This is a genomic window from Paraburkholderia caffeinitolerans (assembly GCF_902859945.1).
In the GTDB taxonomy this organism is placed as follows: domain Bacteria; phylum Pseudomonadota; class Gammaproteobacteria; order Burkholderiales; family Burkholderiaceae; genus Paraburkholderia; species Paraburkholderia caffeinitolerans.
On sequence record NZ_CADIKL010000024.1, the window covers coordinates 67,825 to 89,408 of the forward strand.

Consider the following 21,584-nt stretch of genomic DNA (forward strand, 5'->3'; position numbering starts at 1 on the left):
CCAAGCGCGGTAGAAAGGGGACGGCCATGAGCACGACAAGCGAAAAAACGGCGCTACGGCGAACCGGCAACGAAGCGGCAAGACACCCTGCCGCGTCTATCCTGAACGGCGCAAGCGGCCACGCGCACGCGGGCTCGACCTACCAGGCGCCCTTCTGGCTGCCGGGCGCGCACCTCCAGACCATCATCCCCGCGCTGTTCTCGCGCCTGCCCATGCCCGCCTATCGGCGCGAACGCTGGGACACGCCCGACGGCGACTTCATCGAACTCGACTGGGCCGACGCGCCGAACGCGCCACCGAATGCGCCGCTGTTCGTGCTCTTTCACGGTCTGGAAGGCAGTTCCGGCTCGCACTACGCCCGCGCGTTCGCCGCTGCAGCCCATGCGCGCGGCTGGCACGCGGTCATCCCGCACTTTCGCAGTTGCAGCGGGCCGATGAACCTCATGCCGCGCTTCTACCACCTCGCCGACGCCGCCGAAGTCGACTGGGTCCTGCGCCGCCTCGCCGCGCGCCACGCCGGCCCGCTCGTGGCGGCGGGTGTTTCGCTCGGCGGCAACGTGCTGCTGCACTGGCTCGCGCAGCAACGCGAGGACGCAAAAATCGTGAGCGCCGCCGCCGCGATCTCGGCGCCGCTCGACGTGCACGCAGGCGGCAAGATGCTCGCGAACGGCTTCGGCATGGTCTACACGCGCAGCTTCCTGAAGACGCTCAAGGTGAAGGCGCTGCAAAAGCTCGAACAGTATCCGGGCTTGTTCGATGCGCAAGCGGTGCTGGCGACCCGCAACATGTACGAATTCGACGACGTCGTGACCGCACCGCTGCATGGCTTCAAGAGCGCGTACGACTACTACACCCGCGCGACGGTGCGCCCAAAGCTCGGCGAGATTGCCGTGCCCACGCTCGTCATCAACGCGCGCAACGACCCGTTCCTGCCCGGCGACGTACTGCCCGCGCGCCACGAAGTGAGCGCCGCGGTCGAGCTCGAGCAGCCCGAAGCCGGCGGCCACGTCGGCTTCATGACGGGGCCGTTTCCGGGCCGCTGCGACTGGCTCGCGCAGCGCGTGACCCGTTATCTCTCGCTCGGCTCGACTCATGGATGAAATCGTCAAACAGGCGCTCGCTCGCTGGCCCAATGTTCCCCATTGCACCGGCTGGTTGCTGCTCGACGCGCGCGGCCACTGGCGCCTGCGCGATGAAGCCGACCAGGCCCAGGGCGCGCCGGGCACGCCGATCCGGCATGAGGCGCTCATCGGCTTCATCAACCGCAACTATGCGCGCGACGCCAAGGGCCAGTGGTTCTTCCAGAACGGACCGCAACGCGTCTATGTCGAGCTCGAATACACGCCGTGGGTCGTGCGCCTCGCCAGCGCGAACGGCGGCTCACTGACGCTCGCCGATCAAGCGGGCCAGCCCTTCGAGCCGGCCGCCGTGTACGTCGACGAGCATGGCAGCGTGCTGTTCGAAGCCGCGCGGGAGTCGGCTGCGGAATCGATCACGAAATCGGCCACTGAAAGCGCCGATGCAGCCGCGGACCCGCATGCGCGCGTGGCCCTGCTGCACGATCACGATCTCGACTACTTCACGGAGCATGCGACGCTAGCCGAGGACGGCGAGAGCGGCACATTTCACTGGCGCGCCGACGCCGCGCTGCCCTTGCAGTCCATCGCGCGCGCGGAAGTGCCGGCACGCTTCGCTTTCGTACGGAGTCCGGAACAAGCGGAAAAGGCAGAAAAGGCTGCTGGCTGAGCCGGACCGACGCGCTCACCCATCGTCTTTCTCGTCCGCGCGCTCTTGCTTGTAGCGCGCCTCGAAATCGTGCAGGCGCGCATCGATCGTCGACAAATCGTAGAACCCCACCGACTTCATGTCGCGCGCTTCCTTGAGCTGCCGGATCGCCGACGGCCACGCGCCGTCGAGCGCGAACTTCTCCGCGAGCGCGCGCCGCTGCGTGAGCAGGTCGCCCAGCCCCGCGCTCGACTGAGCGAGATACTGCCACCATGCCCCCTCACGCGGCTCGGACTCGGTCTCGCGACGCGCGAGCATCTGCGCCTCCTTGAAGCGGCGCGCGTCGATCAGTGCCTGCAACAGACCGTCGGTGGCCGCATGCGACGCGGGCCACGCCGCATGTGCGGCCTGCGCGAGCCGCACCGCTTCGTCGGCGTGGCCCGCGCGCCGCGCGATCTCGGCGGCCAGCACGTCGAGGCTCGGCGAGCTGCGGATTTTGCCGCCCCCGCTGCTGCCCCCACGGCTGCCGTCCGCCGCCTCGAAGCGGGCGAACGACGCGCGCGCATTCGCAAGCGACGCCACCGCATCGTCGTAGCGCTCGACGCGCATTTGCGCATAGGCAATGCCATACCAGTTCGCCGCCACGTTGAGCGCGACGCGATCGTCGATCTCGACGCGCAGGCGCGCAATCTCATCGAGGTAGTCGCCGCGCAAACGGTCCTGGAGCACTCGCACGCGCGCGCGCACGAAACCGTATTCGGGCGACTGGCGCGGCTGCCGGTAAGCCGCGCGGCGAGCGCGATCCTCCATGTCGGCGATGCGCGAGATGGTGAGCGGGTGCGTGCGCGCGTAGGCCGGCACGCCAGTGTCGCCCAGCGACGCGCGTTCGAGCCGCTCGAAGAACGCCACCATGCCCCAGGGATCGTAGCCAGCGCCCGCCAGCAGCTTGAAGCCGACGCGGTCCGCCTCATGCTCGGCGGCGCGCGAGAAGCGCAACTGGCTGTCGACGGCGTAGGCCTGGCTGCCTATGGCGATCGCACTGCCGAGGTCGCCGCTGCGTGCCAGCACGCCCGCGAGAATGCCGAACAAAATGCCCGCGAGCGCGGCATAGCCCGAGCGCTCGTTCTGCGAAAGCATGCGCGCGATGTGCCGCTGGAGCACGTGGCCCATTTCGTGGCCGAGCACGGAAGCCAGCTCCGACTCGGTCTGCGTGGCCACGATCAGCCCCGTGTTCACACCGATGAAGCCGCCCGGCAGCGAGAACGCATTGATCTGCCCATCGCGCATGGCGAACAGATCGAAGTCCGGCCGATATCCGCCGATGAACTGCGCCGCCGCCGAAGCCGAAAGGCGCTCCGCCACCGAATTGAGATAGTCGTGCACGAGCCAGTCGCCGACGTAGTCGGGATCGCGCCGGATCTCGCGCATCACGCGCTCGCCGATGCGGCGCTCGGCCTGCGGCGTGAGCTTGCCGCCCGAGCCGTCGCCGAGGTCGGGCAGTTGCGGGACCCAGGCGGGCGTACGCGCACCGGCGTTGCCGCGTGCGCCCGAGATGCCTGAGGAGTCGGCGAATTGCCCTGATCCGGACGTGCCGAAACGGCTCTGCGCACCGCCATACGTGCCGAATACGCCCTGCGTGATCGAGGCTGGAATGGCGAAGCCGGCTTCATCGTCGAGCGGGCCGCTCACGAGCGCGGGCGCATTGGGGGCAAGCGTAGCGACGCCCGGCCTAGCGACGGCGCCCGGCCTGGCCGCCCCCGTGGCGGGCGCACTCGCCGCATGAAGATCGAGCACGGCCGCGCGCGCAGACGACGCCCCCGCCCCACCGCCCGGCGCCTGCGAGTGCGCTTGCGGCGTAACGGCGAGCGACGTGCACAACCACGCAGCAAGCAGCCGTTTCAGATGCATTGATGACAGGATCGAAGAATGCAGGACGCTGGCCTGGCGGCAGGAATTCATCTTGTGCCGCCTGCGCCGACTGGCCGATTGTAGCCCGGTGCGAGAGCCCCGGAAGCTGCACGATCCCAATGGAAGCGCAGCCGCAATAATGCGCGAGAGCCATCGCCGGGTCGCCACGCTCCGCGATCGACCGGATGCTCACACGGAGCCGAAGATCTTCTTTCGCTTAAGATATCGACGTGAAAGATTCACTCCGAGCTTACAATGCCAGAACCTTGGCGCAGCACCTGCCTCGATAGCAAATACACGGCACGTCGAGCAAAATCTTGCTAATTCGCGCCCCCATCACGAAAGAACCCACCATGCCTGAACTCACGCATTTCGACGCCGCAGGCGACGCGCACATGGTCGACGTCGGCGGCAAGGCCGAGACCCGACGCATCGCCGTGGCGAGCGGCACGATCCGCATGCTGCCCGCCACCTTCGCGCTGGTGCGCGACGGCAACGCGAAGAAAGGCGATGTGATTGGCATTGCGCGCATCGCCGCGATCCAGGGCGCCAAACGCACCTCGGATTTGATTCCGCTGTGCCATCCGCTCGCGATCACGCGCGTGAAGGTCGATTTCGTGCTTGATGACGCGCTGCCTGGCGTGCATTGCACGGCGCAAGTGGAGACGCTGGGCCGCACAGGTGTGGAGATGGAAGCGCTGACCGCCGTTCAGGTAGGCCTCTTGACGGTCTACGACATGTGCAAGGCGGTGGATCGCGGCATGACGATCACCGATGTGCGCGTGCTGGAGAAGCACGGCGGGAAGTCGGGAGATTGGGTAGCGGCGGGGTAATGCGAAGTCAAGGCGGAATTAAGGCAACGTCCAAACGCTGAGCGCGTTCGTTGGCCCGCGCAGCGGCGAGCCGGAGCTCAGCCGCCGCACCTGATAATCAATCGTCCGAATCGTCGTCCGCATCGTTCGATTCTTGCTGGACCTTCGTAGCCGGCATGCCGTACTTCTTCACCAGCGCTGCCTTGAAGCCCGCGAGCGCCGGCTCGCCGTCGCAAAGACTGTAGAGCGAGGCCATTTGCGTGGGCCAGTCATGCAGTTCCTGCGCAAAGATCTTCAGGCGCTCTACGGTATCGAACGCGCCATCCTGATTCCCATCGAGCGCCTGCAGCACCGCATAGCGGCGCAGCACGGTCTCGCCCGGCAGCAGCGCAATCGCGCGCTCGTGCGCGGCGAGCTTGGTGGCGAGATCCTGAGCGTCGATCGGCATGAGCGTCGCCATGCCGTAATTGCCCCACGCGCGGAACAGGAACGACGGCTGCGCCGCATATTCCTCGGCGGGACGCGAACCGTAGTACAGCACCTCGGCGCGGTTATAGTCGCGCACCACCGGCCACAGCGAGGCAATGCCGCCGAACACGAGCACTGCATAAACGGCGCGCGTGAGGTTCGGCGGCACGAAACGTAGCGGCTTCGTCTCCAGCAGGCCGAATACGAACATCGCGGGCAGCAGGAAGAACATGTACTGCTGCGGATACTCGACGAGCGCATGCATGACCAGCGCGCCAATCAACGCAAAACCGAAAATGCGCTCGGCCGTGTGCGGCGCACGCAGTGCGCGCACGAACCAGGCAACGAGCCCAATTACGACGATCGCGCAGCCCAGCACACCCGTCTTGGCGAGCAAGTCGATGAAGATATCGTGCGAGTTGTTGGCGATCTCGACGCCGCCCAGCGTGCGCGCGAGCTCGAACTGATGGATCGGGAAATCGCCCCAGCCCACGCCCAGCAGCGGATGCGTCTTGAACATCGTCCAGCCGTAGCGCCACAGCGCGATGCGCGGCGCGATCTGGCCGGCGTCCTTGAAGCGGTCGGCCGCCGACTGGTCGAGCAGCAGCCCGTAGTGGACGTTGGCCCAGCGCACGAGCCCATTTACGGCGAAGAAAATCACGAACAGCACGATGGGTACGACCCAGGCCCGCGCGTTGCCGACTCGCGCGCCCGCACCGCCCGCCTCGTCGTCGGCCCGCACGCCGCGCGTTGCGGACAGTGCCATCCAGAGCCCCGCGACGACGATCACAGCCATCTGCAGCCACGGGCCGCGCGACACGGTAAGCGCGAGGCCGCCTGAGTAGACGACCGAAAGCACGACCCACAACAGGACGTTCAGGCGACGCGTCTGCACGAGATACAGCGCCGCTGCCGTCGCGAACGCGATGTAGGTCGCGAGGTGGTTGGCCTGCGCCATGTTGCCGAACGGCCGCCGGTCGAACCGCACGTTGTAGGCAACGACGAGCGGCGTGACCTTCGTTTCGAGATGCAGCAGTTGAATGACCTGGCAGAACACTGCGAACAGGCCGCCGATCACGAGCGCCCAGGCGCCCCACACCATCGCCGTGCGCGTGAGGTTCACGCGCGTGATGCCATAGCCCGCGTGGACGGCCATGCAGGCGGCCAGCAGATAGCCCACGCCCAGCCAGTTCATCGACGGTTGCTCGATCGGCAGCGCGAGGGTTTGCACGACAAGCAGCAAACCGAAGGCGAGCGGCACAAGCGCGACCGCCGGCGAAGCAAAGTCGCGCGCCGGCCGCGCGGAGCGCACCAGCAACCAGACCCCGGCGCCGACCATCAGATACAGTGCCAGCGCCGTGAATTCGGAATAGAACGTGGGGATGGGATACGTGTGGACGACGACCGCATACGGCAGGATCAGTGCAACGGCCAGCAGGACGAACGTAAGGTAACGCGCAAAAGGAGAAGGCATGGGAATGGGGGGCGTCGGCAACCGGCGCACTATACAAAACTTTTCCCTCCCTGTGCGGAAGGTAGACGAATGAAATCCCCCGCATGCGCCAGACATCGCGCGCCGGACGCTCTCCCGGCGGCCGGCGCGCGAATTGTTGCCCCTCACGCGGGCTTCACAAGTACCTCACGCTCTCAAGCCCGGCACTCCGGCGGCGCGAGGTTGGCTGGCAGCGTAGCCGCCTCGACAGGCACCGGACCCACACCCGGTTCGCCAAGCGAAGAGGCCGACTTGCCGCCCGCGAAGCATTCCCAGGTGAGCGTGCCACCCTGCACGCTGCCTTGCGCGAGCGCCACGCGCGCAGTGGGCGATTCGGCGTTGTCGGGCACCGACGGTACGAGCACGATCGTGTTGCTGCCATCGGGCGCGATGCGCGTGGTGAACACCACGGTGATCTGCCCGGTTGTATCGTCCACCTTCACGGACTCTACGTTGCGCGTGGCCGGTGGCACCGTGTAGCCCGCGCCGAATGCATTGCCGCTTGCGGCGTTCTCGGCCACCGCAAGCCGCGCCGCGGAAGCCAGCGAGAGACCCTCGCCTACCCGGCTGCGCGCAAGATAGTCCTGATAGGCGGGAATGGCATACGCGGCGATCACGCCGACGATGGCCAGCACGATCATCAATTCGATGAGCGTGAAACCAGGCGCGGCCCAGCGTCTCGCAAGACGCACGAACGCGCGGCAGGACTGCACAAGCGAAGCTGCGGCGTGCGTGGCATGGGTGGCCAACGAATGCCGGGGCACGGCGGATGCGGCGGACGCCGCACACGGCCCGGCAAGGCGAGGCGCGCTCGGGCTGGAAAGGGATGGGGATACGGTCATCATCAGGGCTCCTGAAACGAGAAACGCCTGCTCACGAAACAGTGAACAGGCGCTTCGATCGTATCGGCGCCCCCGTTGGCGCAGCAGTCGGCCGGATGGCTTAGGCCCGGCGCTGTCGGAGTATCGGCTTGGGCGCCGGCCCTCGCAATGGTCCGGTCAGCGCCCGGCGGAACTCCGGCATGACGCTCAATGCGAGCCCTGCGCGCGCCGCTCATTGCGGCGCTTGAGCAGATGCCCGACCACCACCACCAGAATCGCGCACGCCACACTCATGCCATATTCGGCGGCGGGCGTATCGAGCAGCGGCCAGCGGTCTCCGGCCGGGTCGTTGATGATCAGCCCGCCCGCGATCCAGCCGAGCAGCGCCGCGCCCAGCGTCACCACCACGGGATAGCGGTCGAGCAGCCTGAGCACGAGCTGGCTGCCCCACACGATCAGCGGAATGCTCACCATCAGGCCGAAGATAACGAGCGCGATGCGGTGGCGCGGGTCGGCGGCTTCGGCCGCGCCCGCGATGGCCACGACGTTGTCGAGGCTCATCACCGCATCGGCGACGATGATGGTCTTGATCGCGCTGATCAGCTTGTCGGAGGGCTTCACATTGGCATGTTCGAGATGCGAAGGCGCGAGCAGGCGCACGCCGATCCACAGCAGCAACAGGCCGCCGGTGAACTTCAGATACGGCACGTTGAGCAGCACGACCGCAAAAGCGATCAACACGACGCGCAGCACGATCGCACCGACCGTGCCCCAAACAATGCCGCGCAAACGCTGCTGCGCCGGCAGGTCGCGGCAGGCGAGCGCGATCACCACGGCGTTGTCTCCGCCGAGCAGGATGTCGATGACGATGATCTGAAAAACAGCGCCCCAGTGGAGCGACGTGAAAAACTCAAGCATGAAAGCGGCGGAAAACCGTGAATGACTGCGACAAGGCGCGGCCGGCGGGAAAAACAGCCGCGCCAGAAAAAAAAGCGAGGGAGCCATGACTGACTTCCTCGCTTCTGTCCGGAAACCTCGTGAAAGGGTTCCGCAAGCATATCAAAAACCGCTGGCCACCCGCGCATCACAGCACACGCGGGCGCGCAGCCAATTTTGAAATTTACAGCATCGAAATTACAGAATCGACTTCAGCAGACGACCCATTTCCGACGGGTTGCGCGTCACCTTGATGCCGCAGCCGTCCATGATTTCCAGCTTCGCGTCGGCCGTATCCGCACCGCCCGAGATCAGCGCGCCGGCGTGGCCCATGCGCTTGCCCGGAGGCGCCGTGACGCCCGCGATGAAGCCAACCACCGGCTTCTTCATGTTGTCCTTGATCCAGTAAGCGGCGTTGGCTTCGTCCGGACCGCCAATCTCGCCGATCATGATCACGGCGTCCGTATCCGGATCGTCGTTGAACATCTTCATGACGTCGATGTGCTTCAGACCGTTGATCGGGTCGCCGCCGATACCGACTGCCGACGACTGGCCGAGGCCGAGCGCCGTCAGTTGGCCCACCGCTTCGTACGTGAGCGTGCCCGAACGCGACACGACGCCGATGCGGCCCTTCTTGTGGATGTGACCCGGCATGATGCCGATCTTCAGCTCGTCCGGCGTGATCGTGCCGGGGCAGTTCGGGCCGAGGAGCAGCGTCTTGCGGCCTTCGCGGCGCATACGGTCCTTGACTTCGATCATGTCGCGGACGGGGATGCCTTCCGTGATGCAGATCGCGAGATCGAGATCGGCCTCGACGGCTTCCCAGATCGCAGCGGCTGCGCCTGCGGGCGGCACGTAGATGACCGAAACGGTCGCGCCGGTGGCTTCCTTCGCTTCACGCACGTTCGCGTAAATAGGAATGCCCTCGAAGTCCTCGCCGGCCTTCTTCGGGTTCACGCCCGCGACGAACGCTTCGCGGCCGTTGGCGTATTCACGGCATGCGCGCGTGTGGAACTGACCGGTCTTGCCGGTAATGCCCTGCGTGATGACCTTGGTGTCTTTGTTGATCAGAATCGACATGTATTGACCTCTGTTCGTTTGGCGTCGCGCGTCGCGTCAGCCGGGGAAACCCAAGCCTCCGCGCCGGCACGATGCCACTCGTATCCGCTGAAAATTACTTGCCTTCGGTAGCCGCGACGACCTTCCGCGCAGCCTCTTCCATGCTGTCCGCCGAAATGATCGGCAGGCCCGAATCGGCCAGCATCTTCTTGCCGAGGTCCTCGTTCGTGCCCTTCATGCGCACGACGAGCGGCACATTCAGGTTCACGGCCTTCGAACCGGCGATCACGCCTTCCGCGATCACGTCGCAGCGCATGATGCCGCCGAAGATGTTCACGAGGATCGCCTTCAGGCCCGGGTTCTTGAGCATGAGCTTGAACGCTTCGGTGACCTTCTCGGTCGTGGCGCCGCCGCCGACGTCCAGGAAGTTCGCCGGCTCGCCGCCGAACAGCTTGATGGTGTCCATCGTCGCCATTGCGAGGCCTGCGCCGTTCACGAGACAGCCGATGTTGCCGTCGAGCGAGATGTACGCGAGATCGAACTTCGAGGCTTCGACTTCAGCCGGATCTTCTTCGTCCAGGTCGCGGTAAGCGACGATTTCCGGGTGGCGGAACAGCGCGTTCGAATCGAAGTTGAACTTCGCGTCGAGTGCGATGACCTTGCCGTCGCCGCTGACGTTCAGCGGGTTGATTTCGGCCAGCGACGCATCGGTTTCCCAGAATGCCTTGTACAGGCCTTGCAGGATCGCGCGAGCTTGCGGAATCGAAGCAGCCGGCACGCCGATTTTCGCGGCGAGGTCGTCGGCTTGGGCGTCGAGCAGACCGGTCGACGGCTCGACGATGACCTTGTGGATCAGTTCCGGATGCTTTTCCGCAACTTCTTCGATGTCCATGCCGCCTTCGCTCGAACCCATCAGAACGATCTTTTGCGACACGCGGTCAACGACGAGGCTGACATACAGTTCCTGCTTGATGTCGGCGCCTTCTTCGATCAGCAGACGGTTGACGCGCTGGCCTTCCGGACCGGTCTGGTGCGTGACGAGCTGCATGCCGAGGATCTGGCTCGCGTATTCGCGAACCTGTTCCAGCGACTTCGCCACCTTCACACCACCACCCTTGCCGCGGCCGCCCGCGTGAATCTGCGCCTTGACGACCCACACCGGACCGCCCAGCTCTTGAGCGGCCTTGACCGCGTCGTCCACCGAAAACACCGGGATGCCGCGCGGTACCGCGACTCCGAATTTCCGCAGGATTTCCTTACCCTGGTACTCGTGAATCTTCATGCGTGATTCCTTCAGTCTGAGAGTTGGAGTGAACTTCGATTCCGCTGTTGTTATTCATGCGCGAGAACGCCGGCCCTGCCCTCTTGGCTCAGGCCTGGGTCGTCGCGCACGCTGGAGGCTGACGCGCCACGCTCTATTGAACGCGGCACATGGCCATACCAGCGCGGATAAAACTGCTTCACCGCCTCGCCGTCGAACCGCAGCGCATGGCAGCGGCCGAGCTGGAAAGGCGGCTTTTCGCCGGCGGCTTCGCCGTCGGCGGTCTTGCTCGGTTCCTGCCCGGACTCTTCGCCGGGTGTTCCACTCGATACATCCCACACCGCTCCGACAAACGCCTGAATAGCGACGGTCGGCAACACGCCCAGCATTTCGGTGAGGTGCGTGCAACCGACCGTGCCGGCGAGCAATTGGCCCGCTTCGCGGCGAAAGTTCTTGAGGAGATTGAGCCCAATAAGGGCCCGATAGGCGGGATGAGCGTTCTGGCACTGACCGTCGTACGGCACCCAGTCGGACGACGCTTCAGCGTCGACGACGTTGAGCTTGCGATCGATCGTGATGCGGAGCCAGAGTTCATGGATCGGCAGACCGTTGGGCCGCACACCGGCGGCGAGTGGCACGTCGCGTGGCTTATGGTCGGTCAAGCACGCGTCGATGTCCCACAGGCCGTCTTCGCGCTCATAGGCGACCGCCCGGATAGCGCGCTGATGACGCAACTGGCGAGGCGCTGGCGAAGAAAGCGGCATGCTAGTAGAGGTAAGACCGGACAGGAAAACCGCTCGATTTTAGCATACCGAGTATTTGAGACAGCGATGAACCCACAGTGCCCGGCGGGGCTAGGCCACGGCTGATTTTTGAGCCGGCCGGATCAGTTTTCGGTCAGTTTCCTGTCGGTTTCCTGTTATTCGCCCTCGAAGCTGTCTTCGATGCCCTTCAAAATCTTGCCGATAATCGACATCGAAAAGCCTCGCGCGGCCAGAAAGCGCGCCTGACGCGCACGCTCGGCGGGCGTCTCGGGCAACTGGCCGTACTTCTTCTGCCAGACGGCGCGGGCCCGGGCGAGTTCCGTTTCGCGCAATTGCGCGTTCACTTCTTCAATGAGTTCGTCGCCCACGGCATGACGCTTGAGTTCGCTGACGATGCGCCCCGCCCCCACTCGCGCGGCGCGGCGGTACACGACGCTTTCCGCAAAGCGCGCGTCGGAGAGCCAGCCTTCGCGTTCGAGCGCGTCGAGCAGTGCTTCGAGCTCGTCGGCGTTTTCGGTGAAGGGCATGAGCTTGCGCGAAAGCTCCGCGCGGCTGTATTCGCGGCGCGAGAGATAGCCGAGCGCACGGCCCTTGAGGGAGCGCTCGGGGCGCTGCCTGCCAGGCGCTTCGTTCGTGCGTGAGTTTCGCGAGTTTCTCGAAGCGCGTGAGGTGGAGGTGCGCTCAAAGCGGTCGGTTTGAGGCTCGGCCTCTTCGTGCTGCGCTCCGCGACCGGTTTCGTTCGGCGCTTCAGGCGATCCTTCTGCGGGCGCATCGAAAAATGCCTCGAACGGCACTTCGAATACCGCCCCGCCGCCATCGTGCAGATCGTGACGGGGCTCTGAATGCGCAAAGCCGCGAGCGCTCGCATGAGCGTCGCGGCTTTGGGTGTCGGTACGTGGCGAGCCAACGCGGCGCGTGATGCGCCGTGCGTCACGCGGGTGTTCCGCCTCGTCCGAAGTAGAAGGCGTTGATGCCTTATGCGGCATCGAAGCGGACCCACCCTTGCGCATCACGGTCGTGCTGACTCTCTGGTGCCGACTTCGGGACTTATTCTTCGCCCGCGACTTCGACTTCGCCGGAGTCGTTGACGCCGTCCGGCATCGTGCTCACGCCGAGCGATTCGCGAATGCGGTTTTCGATCTCGCGAGCGATGTCCGCATTCTCGCGCAGGAATTCGCGTGCGTTGTCCTTGCCCTGGCCGATGCGTTCGCCGTTATAGCTGTACCACGCGCCCGCCTTGTCCACGATCTTGGCCTGCACGCCGAGGTCGATGATTTCGCCCTGACGCGAGATGCCTTCGCCATAAAGAATGTCGAATATGGCTTCGCGGAACGGCGGCGCAACCTTGTTCTTGACGACCTTCACGCGCGTTTCGCTGCCGATCACTTCGTCGTTCTTCTTGATCGAACCGATACGGCGAATGTCCAGACGCACCGACGCGTAGAACTTGAGCGCGTTGCCGCCCGTGGTGGTTTCCGGGTTGCCGAACATCACGCCGATCTTCATGCGAATCTGGTTAATGAAGATCACCATGCAGTTCGTCTTCTTGATCGTGCCGGTGAGCTTGCGCAGCGCCTGCGACATCAGACGCGCCTGCAGACCCGGCAGCGAGTCGCCCATTTCGCCTTCGATTTCGGCCTTCGGCACGAGCGCCGCGACCGAGTCGATCACGATCATGTCGATCGAGCCCGAGCGCACGAGAGCATCCGTGATTTCGAGCGCCTGCTCGCCCGTGTCCGGCTGCGAGATGAGCAGTTCCGGCACGTTCACGCCGAGCTTGGACGCGTACTGTACGTCGAGCGCGTGTTCCGCGTCGATGAACGCTGCCGTGCCGCCGAGCTTCTGCAATTCGGCGATCACTTGCAGCGTGAGCGTGGTCTTGCCCGACGATTCCGGACCGTAAATCTCGACCACCCGGCCACGCGGCAGACCGCCCACGCCGAGCGCGATGTCGAGGCCGAGCGAACCGGTGGAGACCACCTGGATGTCTTCGACCGCGTCGCCGTCGCCGAGTCGCATGATCGACCCTTTGCCGAACTGCTTTTCGATCTGCGCGAGCGCGGCAGCCAGTGCCTTGCTCTTTTCAGCAGTCAGCCCAGCCGAGCCTTTCTTGCTATCTTCCATGAATCGTCCTTTGCTATGATGAACGGCGTCTGGTGACGATGCGCGCGTGCTTTTGCGCACATGCGCCTGAACGCAGACACTGTATAAAAAAACAGTAGTTTTGGCAAGCCCGTTTTTGGCCGATTTGAGCCAACGCGCGTGCCGAAACCGCGAATTTTCGGAGACCGCCGCCCGACGCTGCCCGGGCCCGCCCCCTGCCGGGAGCGCTGCGCGCGCCGCACACGCCGCGCCGCACAAGGGGCATCAAGGCGCTACGAGGGCGACGCTGGCGCATATGCGAATTCTCATTGCCGAAGACGACAGCATACTCGCGGACGGTCTCGTCCGATCACTCCGCCAGGCGGGCTATGCCGTTGATCACGTGCGTCACGGCGTGGACGCCGATACAGCATTGTCGATGCAGTCGTTCGACCTCCTGATCCTCGATCTCGGCCTGCCGAAAATGCCGGGCCTCGAAGTGCTGCGCCGCTTGCGCGCGCGCAATTCCAACCTTCCTGTGCTGATCCTCACCGCCGCCGACAGCGTGGACGAACGCGTAAAAGGCCTCGATCTCGGCGCCGACGACTACATGGCCAAGCCCTTCGCGCTCAACGAGCTGGAAGCGCGCGTGCGTGCGCTCACGCGCCGTGGCGCGGGCGGCGGCCCCACGGTCGTGCGCCACGGCGCGCTGGCATTCGACCAGGTCGGGCGCGTGGCGCGCATCAACGACCAGGTGCTCGATCTCTCCGCGCGCGAACTCGGCGTGCTCGAAGTGCTGCTGCAGCGGCTCGGGCGGCTCGTCTCGAAGGAACAGCTCGTCGACCATCTGTGCGAATGGGGCGAGGAAGTGAGCAACAACGCGATCGAGGTCTACGTACACCGGCTGCGCAAGAAGCTCGAAACGGGCGGCGTGCGCATTGTGACCGTGCGCGGCCTCGGATACTGCCTCGAAAAAGAAGCGAATCCGGCGAACGCGAGTACAAGTACCCCGGCGGACGCCGCCGCGCCCCCCGCGATGCCCGCCAGCCACTACTACAAGTAGCCAGGCGCGACGATGGCAGAGCCCGCTCCCGCCGCCCCGCCCGGCGCGCTCGACGACGAAGCGCGCGACGCCCGCTATGCCAACCCCTTCGCCCCGCCCGACGAGGCCGAAGCCGCCGCCGCGCGCCCGCGCTCGCTGTTCGGCGAGATTCTCGACTGGATGCTCGCGCCGCTCCTGCTGCTCTGGCCGATGAGCATCGCGGTCACCTATCTCGTCGCCAAGTCGATCGCCAATGGCCCATTCGACCGCGCGCTCGAAACCGACGCCTACGTGCTCGCGCGCCAGATCCATCCGGTCAACGGCGTGGCGGAGCTCTCGCTGCCCGACTCCACGCGCGACTTTCTGCGCGCAGACAACGTCGACAGCGTGTTCTACCAGGTGCTCGGCAGCCGGGGCGAACTGGTGAGCGGCGACCGCGAAATGCCATTGCCGCGCGACGACGACCGCCCGCCCGCCGGCCTCGTGGAGTTCCGCGACGACATGCTGCACGGCATCGATATCCGCGTGGCCTATACGACGGTCGAACTGCCGAACCTGGCGGGCTCGCAGCCCGTGCTCGTACAGGTGGCCGAAACGCTCGACAAGCGACGCCAGCTTGCCAACGACATCATCAAGGGCGTGATCCTGCCGCAGTTCGTGATCCTGCCGCTCGCGATCCTGCTCGTCTGGTTCGGCCTCTCGCGCGGCCTCGCGCCGCTGCACGCGCTGCAATCGAACATGCGCATGCGCCGCCCCGACGACCTCTCGCCGCTCGAAGCGCGCCGCGCGCCGCCCGAAATCGAGCCGCTCGTCACCTCGTTCAACGACCTGCTCACGCGCCTCGAACAGAACATGCAGTTGCAGAAGCGCTTTATCGCCGATGCCGCGCACCAGATGAAGACGCCGCTCGCGGGCCTGCGCACCCAGGCCGAGCTGGCGCTGCGCCAGGACGCAAGCGCCGAGGTGCACCGCTCGCTCGAACAGATCGCCACGAGTTCAGAGCACGCCGCGCGACTCGTCACCCAACTGCTCGCGCTCGCGCGCGCCGAGAACCGGATGTCGGGGCAGATTTTCGCGCCCGTCGACATCGCCGATGTGGCCCGTCACGCGGTGCGCGACTGGGTGCAGCCCGCACTCGCCAAGCAGATGGACCTCGGTTACGAAGGCCCGGAGCACGAAGCGAACGATGAAAACGGCGAGCACGGCACGCAAGACCGCGCCGCGCCGGTGCAGGTCGACGGCAATCCCGTGATGCTGCGCGAGATGCTGTCGAACCTGATCGACAATGCGATCCGCTACACGCCCGCCGGCGGCCGCATCACGGTGCGCGTGCGGCCCGAACCCGCCGCGCCCGTGGTGCATCTGGAGGTAGAGGACACCGGCATCGGCATTCCGGCGGCCGAGCGCGAGCGCGTGCTCGAACGCTTCTATCGCATCCTTGGGCGCGACGGCGACGGTAGCGGCCTCGGACTCGCGATCGTGCGCGAGATTGCCACGATGCACGGCGGCACGCTCACCATCGACGACAACGTCTATCAACTCGAACCGCGCCTCGCCGGCACCCTGGTGCGCGTGACACTGCGTCTGCGCGGCGCAAGCTGACGGCAAAGCGGACGAAAAACGGGATGGGACTTACCCTTAGCCGGCGCATACCCGCTCCGCATGAATTCAATAGATATCGGCACTTAGAGATGCATTAGCCGACATTCAGCGCAAGTTGATGAAAATTGAATAACAACAAGACATCCCAAACGCGCCACGGAAAAGCGTCCCCGCCGTCAGAACCCCGTAAGTTTCCATTCCAATAATGCTCCGCAGGACCGCACGAGCCCGAGATCGCCGGGCGGGCGGGCCATACCGACAAGCCGGCATATCAAAAATGGAGACACATATGGCAACCGTTGGCGGACAAGTCTCACACGCGCCGATGACCAGCGACGAAAAACGCGTGATCTTTGCGTCGTCGCTCGGCACCGTGTTCGAGTGGTACGACTTCTACCTGGCCGGCTCGCTCGCGGCCTACATCAGCAAAAGCTTCTTCTCCGGCGTGAACCCCACCGCGGGCTTCATCTTCACGCTGCTCGGCTTTGCGGCAGGCTTCGCGGTGCGGCCGTTCGGCGCAATCGTGTTTGGGCGCCTCGGCGACCTCGTGGGCCGCAAGCACACGTTCCTCGTCACCATCGTCATCATGGGTCTGTCCACCTTCGTGGTGGGCTTCCTGCCGGGCTACGCATCGATCGGCATCGCCGCGCCGGTGATCTTCATCGGCATGCGCCTGTTGCAGGGCCTCGCGCTCGGCGGCGAGTACGGCGGCGCGGCCACCTATGTAGCCGAACATGCACCGCCCGGACGCCGCGGCTTCTACACCGCGTGGATCCAGACCACGGCGACGCTCGGCCTGTTCCTCTCGCTGCTCGTGATCCTCGGCGTGCGCACGACGGTGGGCGAAGAGGCGTTCGGCGCATGGGCGTGGCGCATTCCGTTCGTCGCCTCGATCCTGCTGCTCGCGATTTCGGTGTGGATCCGCCTGCAACTCGACGAATCGCCGGCGTTCAAGCGCATCAAGGCCGAAGGCAAAATCTCGAAGGCGCCGCTCTCCGAAGCGTTCGGCCAGTGGAAGAACCTGAAGGTCGTGATCCTCGCGCTGATCGGCGTGACAGCGGGCCAGGCCGTGGTCTGGTACACGGGCCAGTTCTACGCGCTCTTCTTCCTCACGCAGACGCTCAAGGTCGACGGCGCAAGCTCCAACATCCTGATCGCGCTGGCGCTCCTGATCGGCACGCCGTTCTTCCTGTTCTTCGGCGCGCTCTCGGACAAGATCGGCCGCAAGCCGATCATCATGGCCGGCTGCCTGATTGCGGCGCTCACCTACTTCCCGCTCTTCAAGGCGCTCACGCACTTCGCGAACCCGGCGCTCGAAGCCGCCACGGCGCGCGCGCCGATCGTGGTGATCGCGAACCCGGACGAATGCTCGTTCCAGTTCAACCCGGTGGGCACCTCGAAGTTCACGAGCTCGTGTGACATCGCCAAGAGCGCGCTCTCTAAGGCAGGCCTGAACTACTCGAACGTAGCCGCGCCGGCGGGCACGCTCGCGCAGATCAAGGTGGGCGACACGACCATCGACACGTTCGACGGCAAAGCTGCGGGAGCGAAGGAGGCCGGAGCCACGTTCGAGAAGACGCTTTCAGGCGCGCTTAAATCAGCGGGCTACCCGGCCAAGGCCGATCCGGCGCAGCTCAACTGGCCAATGACCGTGGCGATCCTGACCATCCTCGTGATCTTCGTGACGATGGTGTACGGGCCAATCGCGGCGATGCTGGTGGAGATGTTCCCGACGCGAATCCGCTATACATCAATGTCGCTGCCCTATCACATCGGCAACGGCTGGTTCGGCGGCTTCCTGCCGGCGACAGCCTTCGCAATCGTGGCGGCCAAGGGCGATATCTACTCGGGGCTCTGGTATCCGATCATCATCGCGCTCGCGACTTGCGTGATTGGCGTGCTGTTTGTGAAAGAGACCAAGGACTCGGATATCTATGCGCAGGATTGATGCGCTGATTTGGGTGCGCTGATGGGCCGGCGCAAGCCGGTTCTGAGAATCTTGAAAAAAGATGCCGATGGGGGGTTGACAGCTTCGACCGGCACCTTCATAATTCTTCTTCTTAGGCGAATTAGCTCAGCCGGTTAGAGCGACGGAATCATAATCCGCAGGTCCGGGGTTCGAATCCCTGATTCGCCACCAAATGCGAAAGCCCGGTAGATCTTTGATCTGCCGGGCTTTTTCACTTGGCGCAGGCGAAAAAGCTACCCGGGCCATGCATTCCGATTCGGCCCGCGACCGCCTCATCCCACCGCCTTCCTCCCCCGCTTCGCCTCATACATCGCCTGATCGGCGTGATCGATCAGGCACGTCATCTCCACGCCATCCTCGGGTAACAACGCGAACCCAACACTCACACCCAGCTCAATCATCCGCCCCTCGAACTCGAACGGTTCGCCCACTTTCTGCGCAATGCGCCGGCTATGCGCCTCGGCATCTGTCCGCGTGCCGATGCCGGGAAGAATCATCGCGAATTCGTCGCCGCCCACGCGCGCGGCGGTATCCACCCGGCGGCAGTTTTTCGCGATGCGCGCCGCCGTCTCCTTGATGGCCGCGTCGCCAGCCCGGTGGCCATAGCGGTCGTTGATCGGCTTCAGGCCGTCCATGTCGAGATTGAGCACGCCCAACCTACCCGCCGAGCGCGTCGCCAGATCGACCGACTGGCGCAGACGGTCGTAGAACAGCGCACGGTTCGGCAAGCCTGTGAGCGCGTCGTGCGTCGCTTGCAGATACAACTCGCTCGTCTCGTGGCGCGCGGCATGAAACATCGCGGCCGCGATCAGGCCGGAGATCAGCGAAAGCGCTTCAATATCGGCTTCATCGAATGCGTCCACTTCGGGCGCCACTACCTTCAGCACGCCCACGGTGGTTTCCAGGTGCTTGAGCGGCGTGACGATCATCGAGCGCAGCCCCGCGCGCCGGCACGCTTCGCGATCCACGCGCGAGTCGCTTTCCGAGTCGTCGCAGCGCAGGATTTCGCCCGTGCTCACGCACAGCCCGGAGAGGCTCGTTTCGCGCGCGAGACGCAAGCCCAGCATGTTCTCGACGCTACCCGAGGCCGCGCGATACACCATCTCGTGACCTTCGGCGAGTTCGACCACTGCGCCCTGCGCGCCGGTCAGTTGCTCGGCGCGTTGCGCGACGAAGGCCATCACGCCGCCGAGATCCAGTCCCAGCTTCGCGATATCCGATTGCGCGCGGATGATTTCGAGGAGCGTTGCGTTGTCCAGGGTCGAGGCGCCGGTTGAGATTTTCATTGCGACGAACGATTGCGAAATGAGCCGGATGGCACTGCGTAAGCGCACCTGACAGCATTGAAAGGCACAGGTCTGATCTATAGCAGGATAGCAAACCCTGGCTGTCACACCTCTCAGCCTTCGATGCGCTCGCGCGTCACGCGCAGCAGCCCGGCCATCGCGGCGCTCGCCGCCTGTGCATCACGGCGGGCAATCGCCTCGAACACCACCGTGTGGTCGGGCAGCGCGGCGTTGAACACGTCGGCGCGTTTCGCGTTCACACGCAACTGACCTTCGAGCGTGCGTTCGATCAGCGTGCCGAGCGGCACCAGCAGTTCATTGCGGCACGCCGCCAGCACCGCCAGGTGAAAGCGCAAGTCGGCGCGCACCCATTCGTCGACGTTGCGCGCTTCGGCCATTGCGGTGTGGGCATTTGCGAGCCGCTCGAACGCCGGGGCATCGTGTGCGCTCGCAGCCAATCCCGCCGCGAACGGCTCGATCATCTCGCGCATCTCCTGGAGCTTGAGCGCGAACGCAAGCGGTGGCGCGACGCGCGCGTACCAGTCGAGCAGGTCGGCGTCCAGCAGATTCCATGCCGCGCGCTCGCGCACCCGCGTGCCCACCTTCGGACGCGACTCCACGAGTCCCTTCGAGGTCAGCGTGCGCAACGCCTCGCGCAACACCGTGCGGCTCACGTCGAAGGCCGCCATGAGGTCAGCCTCGCGGGGCAGTATCTCGGCGGGCGCGTAGTCGCCGCGCAGAATCGCGCTGCCGAGTTCGAACGCCACGGTTCCATGCAGATCGCGCTGAATTGCCGTTCTCCTGGTGTTATGTCCGCCGTAAAAGCCCAGATACTGGGAGCTCACGTCAAATAATACTATTAATAGCACTTAAAGGCGATTTTTGCAGTAGCATGGGCTCCTCAACATATTGAAATGTCGATGTGGCCACGCGCCGCGCTACTGATTGGCTTTGCATGGGATGGGAGACCCCGCATGAAAATTACCAAGCTCGAAACCTTCGTCGTGCCGCCGCGCTGGTGCTTTCTCAAGATCGAGACGGACGAGGGCATCGTCGGTTGGGGCGAGCCTGTGGTCGAAGGCCGCGCGCACACGGTCGCGGCCGCGGTCGACGAACTCGCCGACTATCTGATCGGCAAGGACCCGCTGCTCATCGAAGATCACTGGCAGGTGATGTATCGCGCGGGCTTCTATCGCGGCGGTCCCATCTCGATGAGCGCGATCGCGGGCGTGGACCAGGCGCTCTGGGACATTAAGGGCAAGCATCATGGCGTGCCCGTGCATGCGCTGCTCGGCGGCCAGGTGCGCGACAAGATCAAGGTCTATTCGTGGATCGGCGGCGACCGTCCGAGCGACGTCGCGAACAACGCGCGCGCCGTGGTCGAGCGCGGCTTCAAGGCCGTCAAGATGAACGGCTCGGAAGAGCTGCAGATCATCGACACCAACGACCGCGTCCAAGGCGTGATCAACAACGTCGCGGCGGTGCGCGAGGCGGTGGGGCCGAACGTCGGCATCGGCGTGGACTTTCATGGCCGCGTGCACAAGCCGATGGCCAAGGTGCTCGCGAAGGAGCTCGATCCGTACAAGCTGATGTTCATCGAAGAGCCGGTGCTCTCGGAAAACGTCGAGGCGCTGCGCGACATCGTCAATCAAACGAGCACGCCGATCGCGCTGGGCGAGCGTCTGTACTCGCGCTGGGATTTCAAGCACATCCTCGCGGGCGGCTATGTGGACATCGTCCAGCCCGATGCCTCGCACGCGGGCGGCATCACCGAGTGCCGCAAGATCGCCGCGATGGCCGAGACTTACGACGTCGCGCTCGCGCTGCACTGCCCGCTCGGGCCCATTGCGCTCGCGACCTGTCTGCAGATCGACGCGGTGAGCTACAACGCGTTCATCCAGGAGCAGAGCCTCGGCATCCACTACAACAAGGGCAACGATCTGCTCGACTACATCAGGAATCCCGAGGTCTTCAAATACGAGGACGGCTTCGTGTCGATTCCACAAGGCCCGGGCCTCGGCATCGAAGTCAATGAGGAGAAGGTGCGCGAGATGGCGAAGACGGGACATCGCTGGCGCAACCCGGTCTGGCGTCATGAGGACGGCAGCGTCGCCGAGTGGTGATCGTGATGTCTATGCGCGTTATGTGACGCGCTCGCTGCGGCGCGTTTCAGCGCCGTAACGTTTGAGGCCGTTTCGCGGCGCCAAAGCCGCAACGTGCCTTCGGGCGGGTTCTGCGAATGGCGCTTTCGCACATAACGAAAGCGCTTGCGAACGCCCGTCATGCATAGTCCCGCGCGCTTCGCATCCTGCCCGCGCACCACGCGCCGCGCCATCTGGCCCTCGCTGGCCTGCTCC

The 21,584-nt window shown here is 65.0% G+C and carries 18 protein-coding genes and 1 tRNA gene; 8 read left to right on the plus strand and 11 right to left on the minus strand.

All coding sequences use genetic code 11. From position 1 onward, the window contains the following. The first annotated feature begins 26 nt into the window (after nucleotides 1–26). Both HV773_RS22170 and HV773_RS22175 read left to right on the plus strand, forming a co-directional pair. Entirely contained in the window at nucleotides 27–1,100 is a 1,074-nt protein-coding gene (locus tag HV773_RS22170) for a hydrolase (RefSeq protein WP_129562762.1), read from the plus strand. Continuing rightward, nucleotides 1,093–1,746, plus strand: coding sequence for a DUF2946 family protein (locus tag HV773_RS22175; RefSeq protein ID WP_129562763.1), 654 nt, complete (start codon nucleotides 1,093–1,095; stop codon nucleotides 1,744–1,746). Before HV773_RS22170 ends, HV773_RS22175 begins: the two co-directional genes overlap by 8 nt. Before the next feature lie 15 nt (nucleotides 1,747–1,761). On the opposite strand, the gene HV773_RS22180 is transcribed toward HV773_RS22175, so the two are convergent. Further along, entirely contained in the window at nucleotides 1,762–3,633 is a 1,872-nt protein-coding gene (locus tag HV773_RS22180) for a M48 family metalloprotease (protein WP_129563392.1), read from the minus strand. Between the two features lie 353 nt (nucleotides 3,634–3,986). Here HV773_RS22180 and moaC point away from each other — a divergent pair, with 353 nt between their 5' ends. Beyond that, the gene (moaC, locus tag HV773_RS22185; protein ID WP_129562764.1) at nucleotides 3,987–4,466 is read left to right on the plus strand and encodes a cyclic pyranopterin monophosphate synthase MoaC; all 480 of its coding nucleotides are present in this window, start codon (nucleotides 3,987–3,989) and stop codon (nucleotides 4,464–4,466) included. Between the two features lie 97 nt (nucleotides 4,467–4,563). Here moaC and HV773_RS22190 read toward each other — a convergent pair whose 3' ends face one another. From HV773_RS22190 to recA, 8 genes are all read right to left on the minus strand, one after another. Next, nucleotides 4,564–6,387 (minus strand): PglL family O-oligosaccharyltransferase, encoded by a 1,824-nt coding sequence (locus tag HV773_RS22190; RefSeq protein ID WP_129562765.1) that lies wholly within the window; start codon nucleotides 6,385–6,387, stop codon nucleotides 4,564–4,566. A 173-nt stretch (nucleotides 6,388–6,560) separates the two neighbouring features. After that, nucleotides 6,561–7,250, minus strand: coding sequence for a pilin (locus HV773_RS22195; RefSeq protein WP_269467299.1), 690 nt, complete (start codon nucleotides 7,248–7,250; stop codon nucleotides 6,561–6,563). Nucleotides 7,251–7,433: 183 nt separating this feature from the next. After that, nucleotides 7,434–8,144: a TerC family protein gene (locus HV773_RS22200; RefSeq protein ID WP_129562768.1), complete on the minus strand. Its 711-nt coding sequence runs from the start codon at nucleotides 8,142–8,144 to the stop codon at nucleotides 7,434–7,436. Nucleotides 8,145–8,360: 216 nt separating this feature from the next. After that, nucleotides 8,361–9,242 carry a succinate--CoA ligase subunit alpha gene (sucD, locus tag HV773_RS22205; RefSeq protein ID WP_035532387.1) on the minus strand — a complete coding sequence of 294 codons (882 nt, stop codon included), beginning with the start codon at nucleotides 9,240–9,242 and terminating at the stop codon, nucleotides 8,361–8,363. Between the two features lie 94 nt (nucleotides 9,243–9,336). Beyond that, nucleotides 9,337–10,503: an ADP-forming succinate--CoA ligase subunit beta gene (sucC, locus tag HV773_RS22210; RefSeq protein ID WP_129562769.1), complete on the minus strand. Its 1,167-nt coding sequence runs from the start codon at nucleotides 10,501–10,503 to the stop codon at nucleotides 9,337–9,339. 50 nt (nucleotides 10,504–10,553) lie between these two features. Continuing rightward, entirely contained in the window at nucleotides 10,554–11,246 is a 693-nt protein-coding gene (locus HV773_RS22215) for a DUF2889 domain-containing protein (protein ID WP_129562770.1), read from the minus strand. 155 nt (nucleotides 11,247–11,401) lie between these two features. Further along, the gene (recX, locus tag HV773_RS22220; RefSeq protein ID WP_129562771.1) at nucleotides 11,402–12,232 is read right to left on the minus strand and encodes a recombination regulator RecX; all 831 of its coding nucleotides are present in this window, start codon (nucleotides 12,230–12,232) and stop codon (nucleotides 11,402–11,404) included. A 61-nt stretch (nucleotides 12,233–12,293) separates the two neighbouring features. Continuing rightward, nucleotides 12,294–13,370 (minus strand): recombinase RecA, encoded by a 1,077-nt coding sequence (recA, locus tag HV773_RS22225; protein WP_129562772.1) that lies wholly within the window; start codon nucleotides 13,368–13,370, stop codon nucleotides 12,294–12,296. A 274-nt stretch (nucleotides 13,371–13,644) separates the two neighbouring features. Between recA and HV773_RS22230 the strand changes: the two genes are divergently transcribed. From HV773_RS22230 to HV773_RS22245, 4 genes are all read left to right on the plus strand, one after another. After that, entirely contained in the window at nucleotides 13,645–14,391 is a 747-nt protein-coding gene (locus HV773_RS22230) for a response regulator transcription factor (protein WP_129562773.1), read from the plus strand. A gap of 12 nt (nucleotides 14,392–14,403) precedes the next feature. Continuing rightward, on the plus strand, nucleotides 14,404–15,972 hold the full coding sequence (locus HV773_RS22235; protein ID WP_129562774.1) for a sensor histidine kinase: 1,569 nt from the start codon (nucleotides 14,404–14,406) through the stop codon (nucleotides 15,970–15,972). 289 nt (nucleotides 15,973–16,261) lie between these two features. Then, a complete protein-coding gene (locus HV773_RS22240; RefSeq protein ID WP_129562775.1) occupies nucleotides 16,262–17,920 on the plus strand; it encodes an MFS transporter in 1,659 nt (552 codons plus the stop codon). Between the two features lie 115 nt (nucleotides 17,921–18,035). Beyond that, nucleotides 18,036–18,112: transfer RNA gene (locus HV773_RS22245), tRNA-Met, on the plus strand. Nucleotides 18,113–18,213: 101 nt separating this feature from the next. On the opposite strand, the gene HV773_RS22250 is transcribed toward HV773_RS22245, so the two are convergent. Continuing rightward, entirely contained in the window at nucleotides 18,214–19,227 is a 1,014-nt protein-coding gene (locus HV773_RS22250; protein WP_129562776.1) for a sensor domain-containing diguanylate cyclase, read from the minus strand. Nucleotides 19,228–19,340: 113 nt separating this feature from the next. Next, nucleotides 19,341–20,057 carry a FadR/GntR family transcriptional regulator gene (locus HV773_RS22255; RefSeq protein WP_227875419.1) on the minus strand — a complete coding sequence of 239 codons (717 nt, stop codon included), beginning with the start codon at nucleotides 20,055–20,057 and terminating at the stop codon, nucleotides 19,341–19,343. A 144-nt stretch (nucleotides 20,058–20,201) separates the two neighbouring features. Here HV773_RS22255 and dgoD point away from each other — a divergent pair, with 144 nt between their 5' ends. Further along, entirely contained in the window at nucleotides 20,202–21,350 is a 1,149-nt protein-coding gene (dgoD, locus tag HV773_RS22260; protein ID WP_175196721.1) for a galactonate dehydratase, read from the plus strand. Nucleotides 21,351–21,584 lie beyond the last annotated feature (234 nt).

Bases quoted from the DNA above. Each gene is read 5' to 3' on its own strand.
- HV773_RS22175 (WP_129562763.1), top strand. From the start codon at position 1,093: ATGGATGAAATCGTCAAACAGGCGCTCGCTCGCTGGCCCAATGTTCCC.
- HV773_RS22195 (WP_269467299.1), bottom strand. From the start codon at position 7,250: ATGATGACCGTATCCCCATCCCTTTCCAGCCCGAGCGCGCCTCGCCTT.
- HV773_RS22180 (WP_129563392.1), bottom strand. From the start codon at position 3,633: ATGCATCTGAAACGGCTGCTTGCTGCGTGGTTGTGCACGTCGCTCGCC.
- HV773_RS22250 (WP_129562776.1), bottom strand. From the start codon at position 19,227: ATGAAAATCTCAACCGGCGCCTCGACCCTGGACAACGCAACGCTCCTC.
- dgoD (WP_175196721.1), top strand. From the start codon at position 20,202: ATGAAAATTACCAAGCTCGAAACCTTCGTCGTGCCGCCGCGCTGGTGC.
- HV773_RS22215 (WP_129562770.1), bottom strand. From the start codon at position 11,246: ATGCCGCTTTCTTCGCCAGCGCCTCGCCAGTTGCGTCATCAGCGCGCT.
- moaC (WP_129562764.1), top strand. From the start codon at position 3,987: ATGCCTGAACTCACGCATTTCGACGCCGCAGGCGACGCGCACATGGTC.
- sucC (WP_129562769.1), bottom strand. From the start codon at position 10,503: ATGAAGATTCACGAGTACCAGGGTAAGGAAATCCTGCGGAAATTCGGA.
- HV773_RS22190 (WP_129562765.1), bottom strand. From the start codon at position 6,387: ATGCCTTCTCCTTTTGCGCGTTACCTTACGTTCGTCCTGCTGGCCGTT.
- sucD (WP_035532387.1), bottom strand. From the start codon at position 9,242: ATGTCGATTCTGATCAACAAAGACACCAAGGTCATCACGCAGGGCATT.
- HV773_RS22230 (WP_129562773.1), top strand. From the start codon at position 13,645: ATGCGAATTCTCATTGCCGAAGACGACAGCATACTCGCGGACGGTCTC.
- recA (WP_129562772.1), bottom strand. From the start codon at position 13,370: ATGGAAGATAGCAAGAAAGGCTCGGCTGGGCTGACTGCTGAAAAGAGC.
- recX (WP_129562771.1), bottom strand. From the start codon at position 12,232: ATGCCGCATAAGGCATCAACGCCTTCTACTTCGGACGAGGCGGAACAC.
- HV773_RS22170 (WP_129562762.1), top strand. From the start codon at position 27: ATGAGCACGACAAGCGAAAAAACGGCGCTACGGCGAACCGGCAACGAA.
- HV773_RS22200 (WP_129562768.1), bottom strand. From the start codon at position 8,144: ATGCTTGAGTTTTTCACGTCGCTCCACTGGGGCGCTGTTTTTCAGATC.
- HV773_RS22240 (WP_129562775.1), top strand. From the start codon at position 16,262: ATGGCAACCGTTGGCGGACAAGTCTCACACGCGCCGATGACCAGCGAC.
- HV773_RS22235 (WP_129562774.1), top strand. From the start codon at position 14,404: ATGGCAGAGCCCGCTCCCGCCGCCCCGCCCGGCGCGCTCGACGACGAA.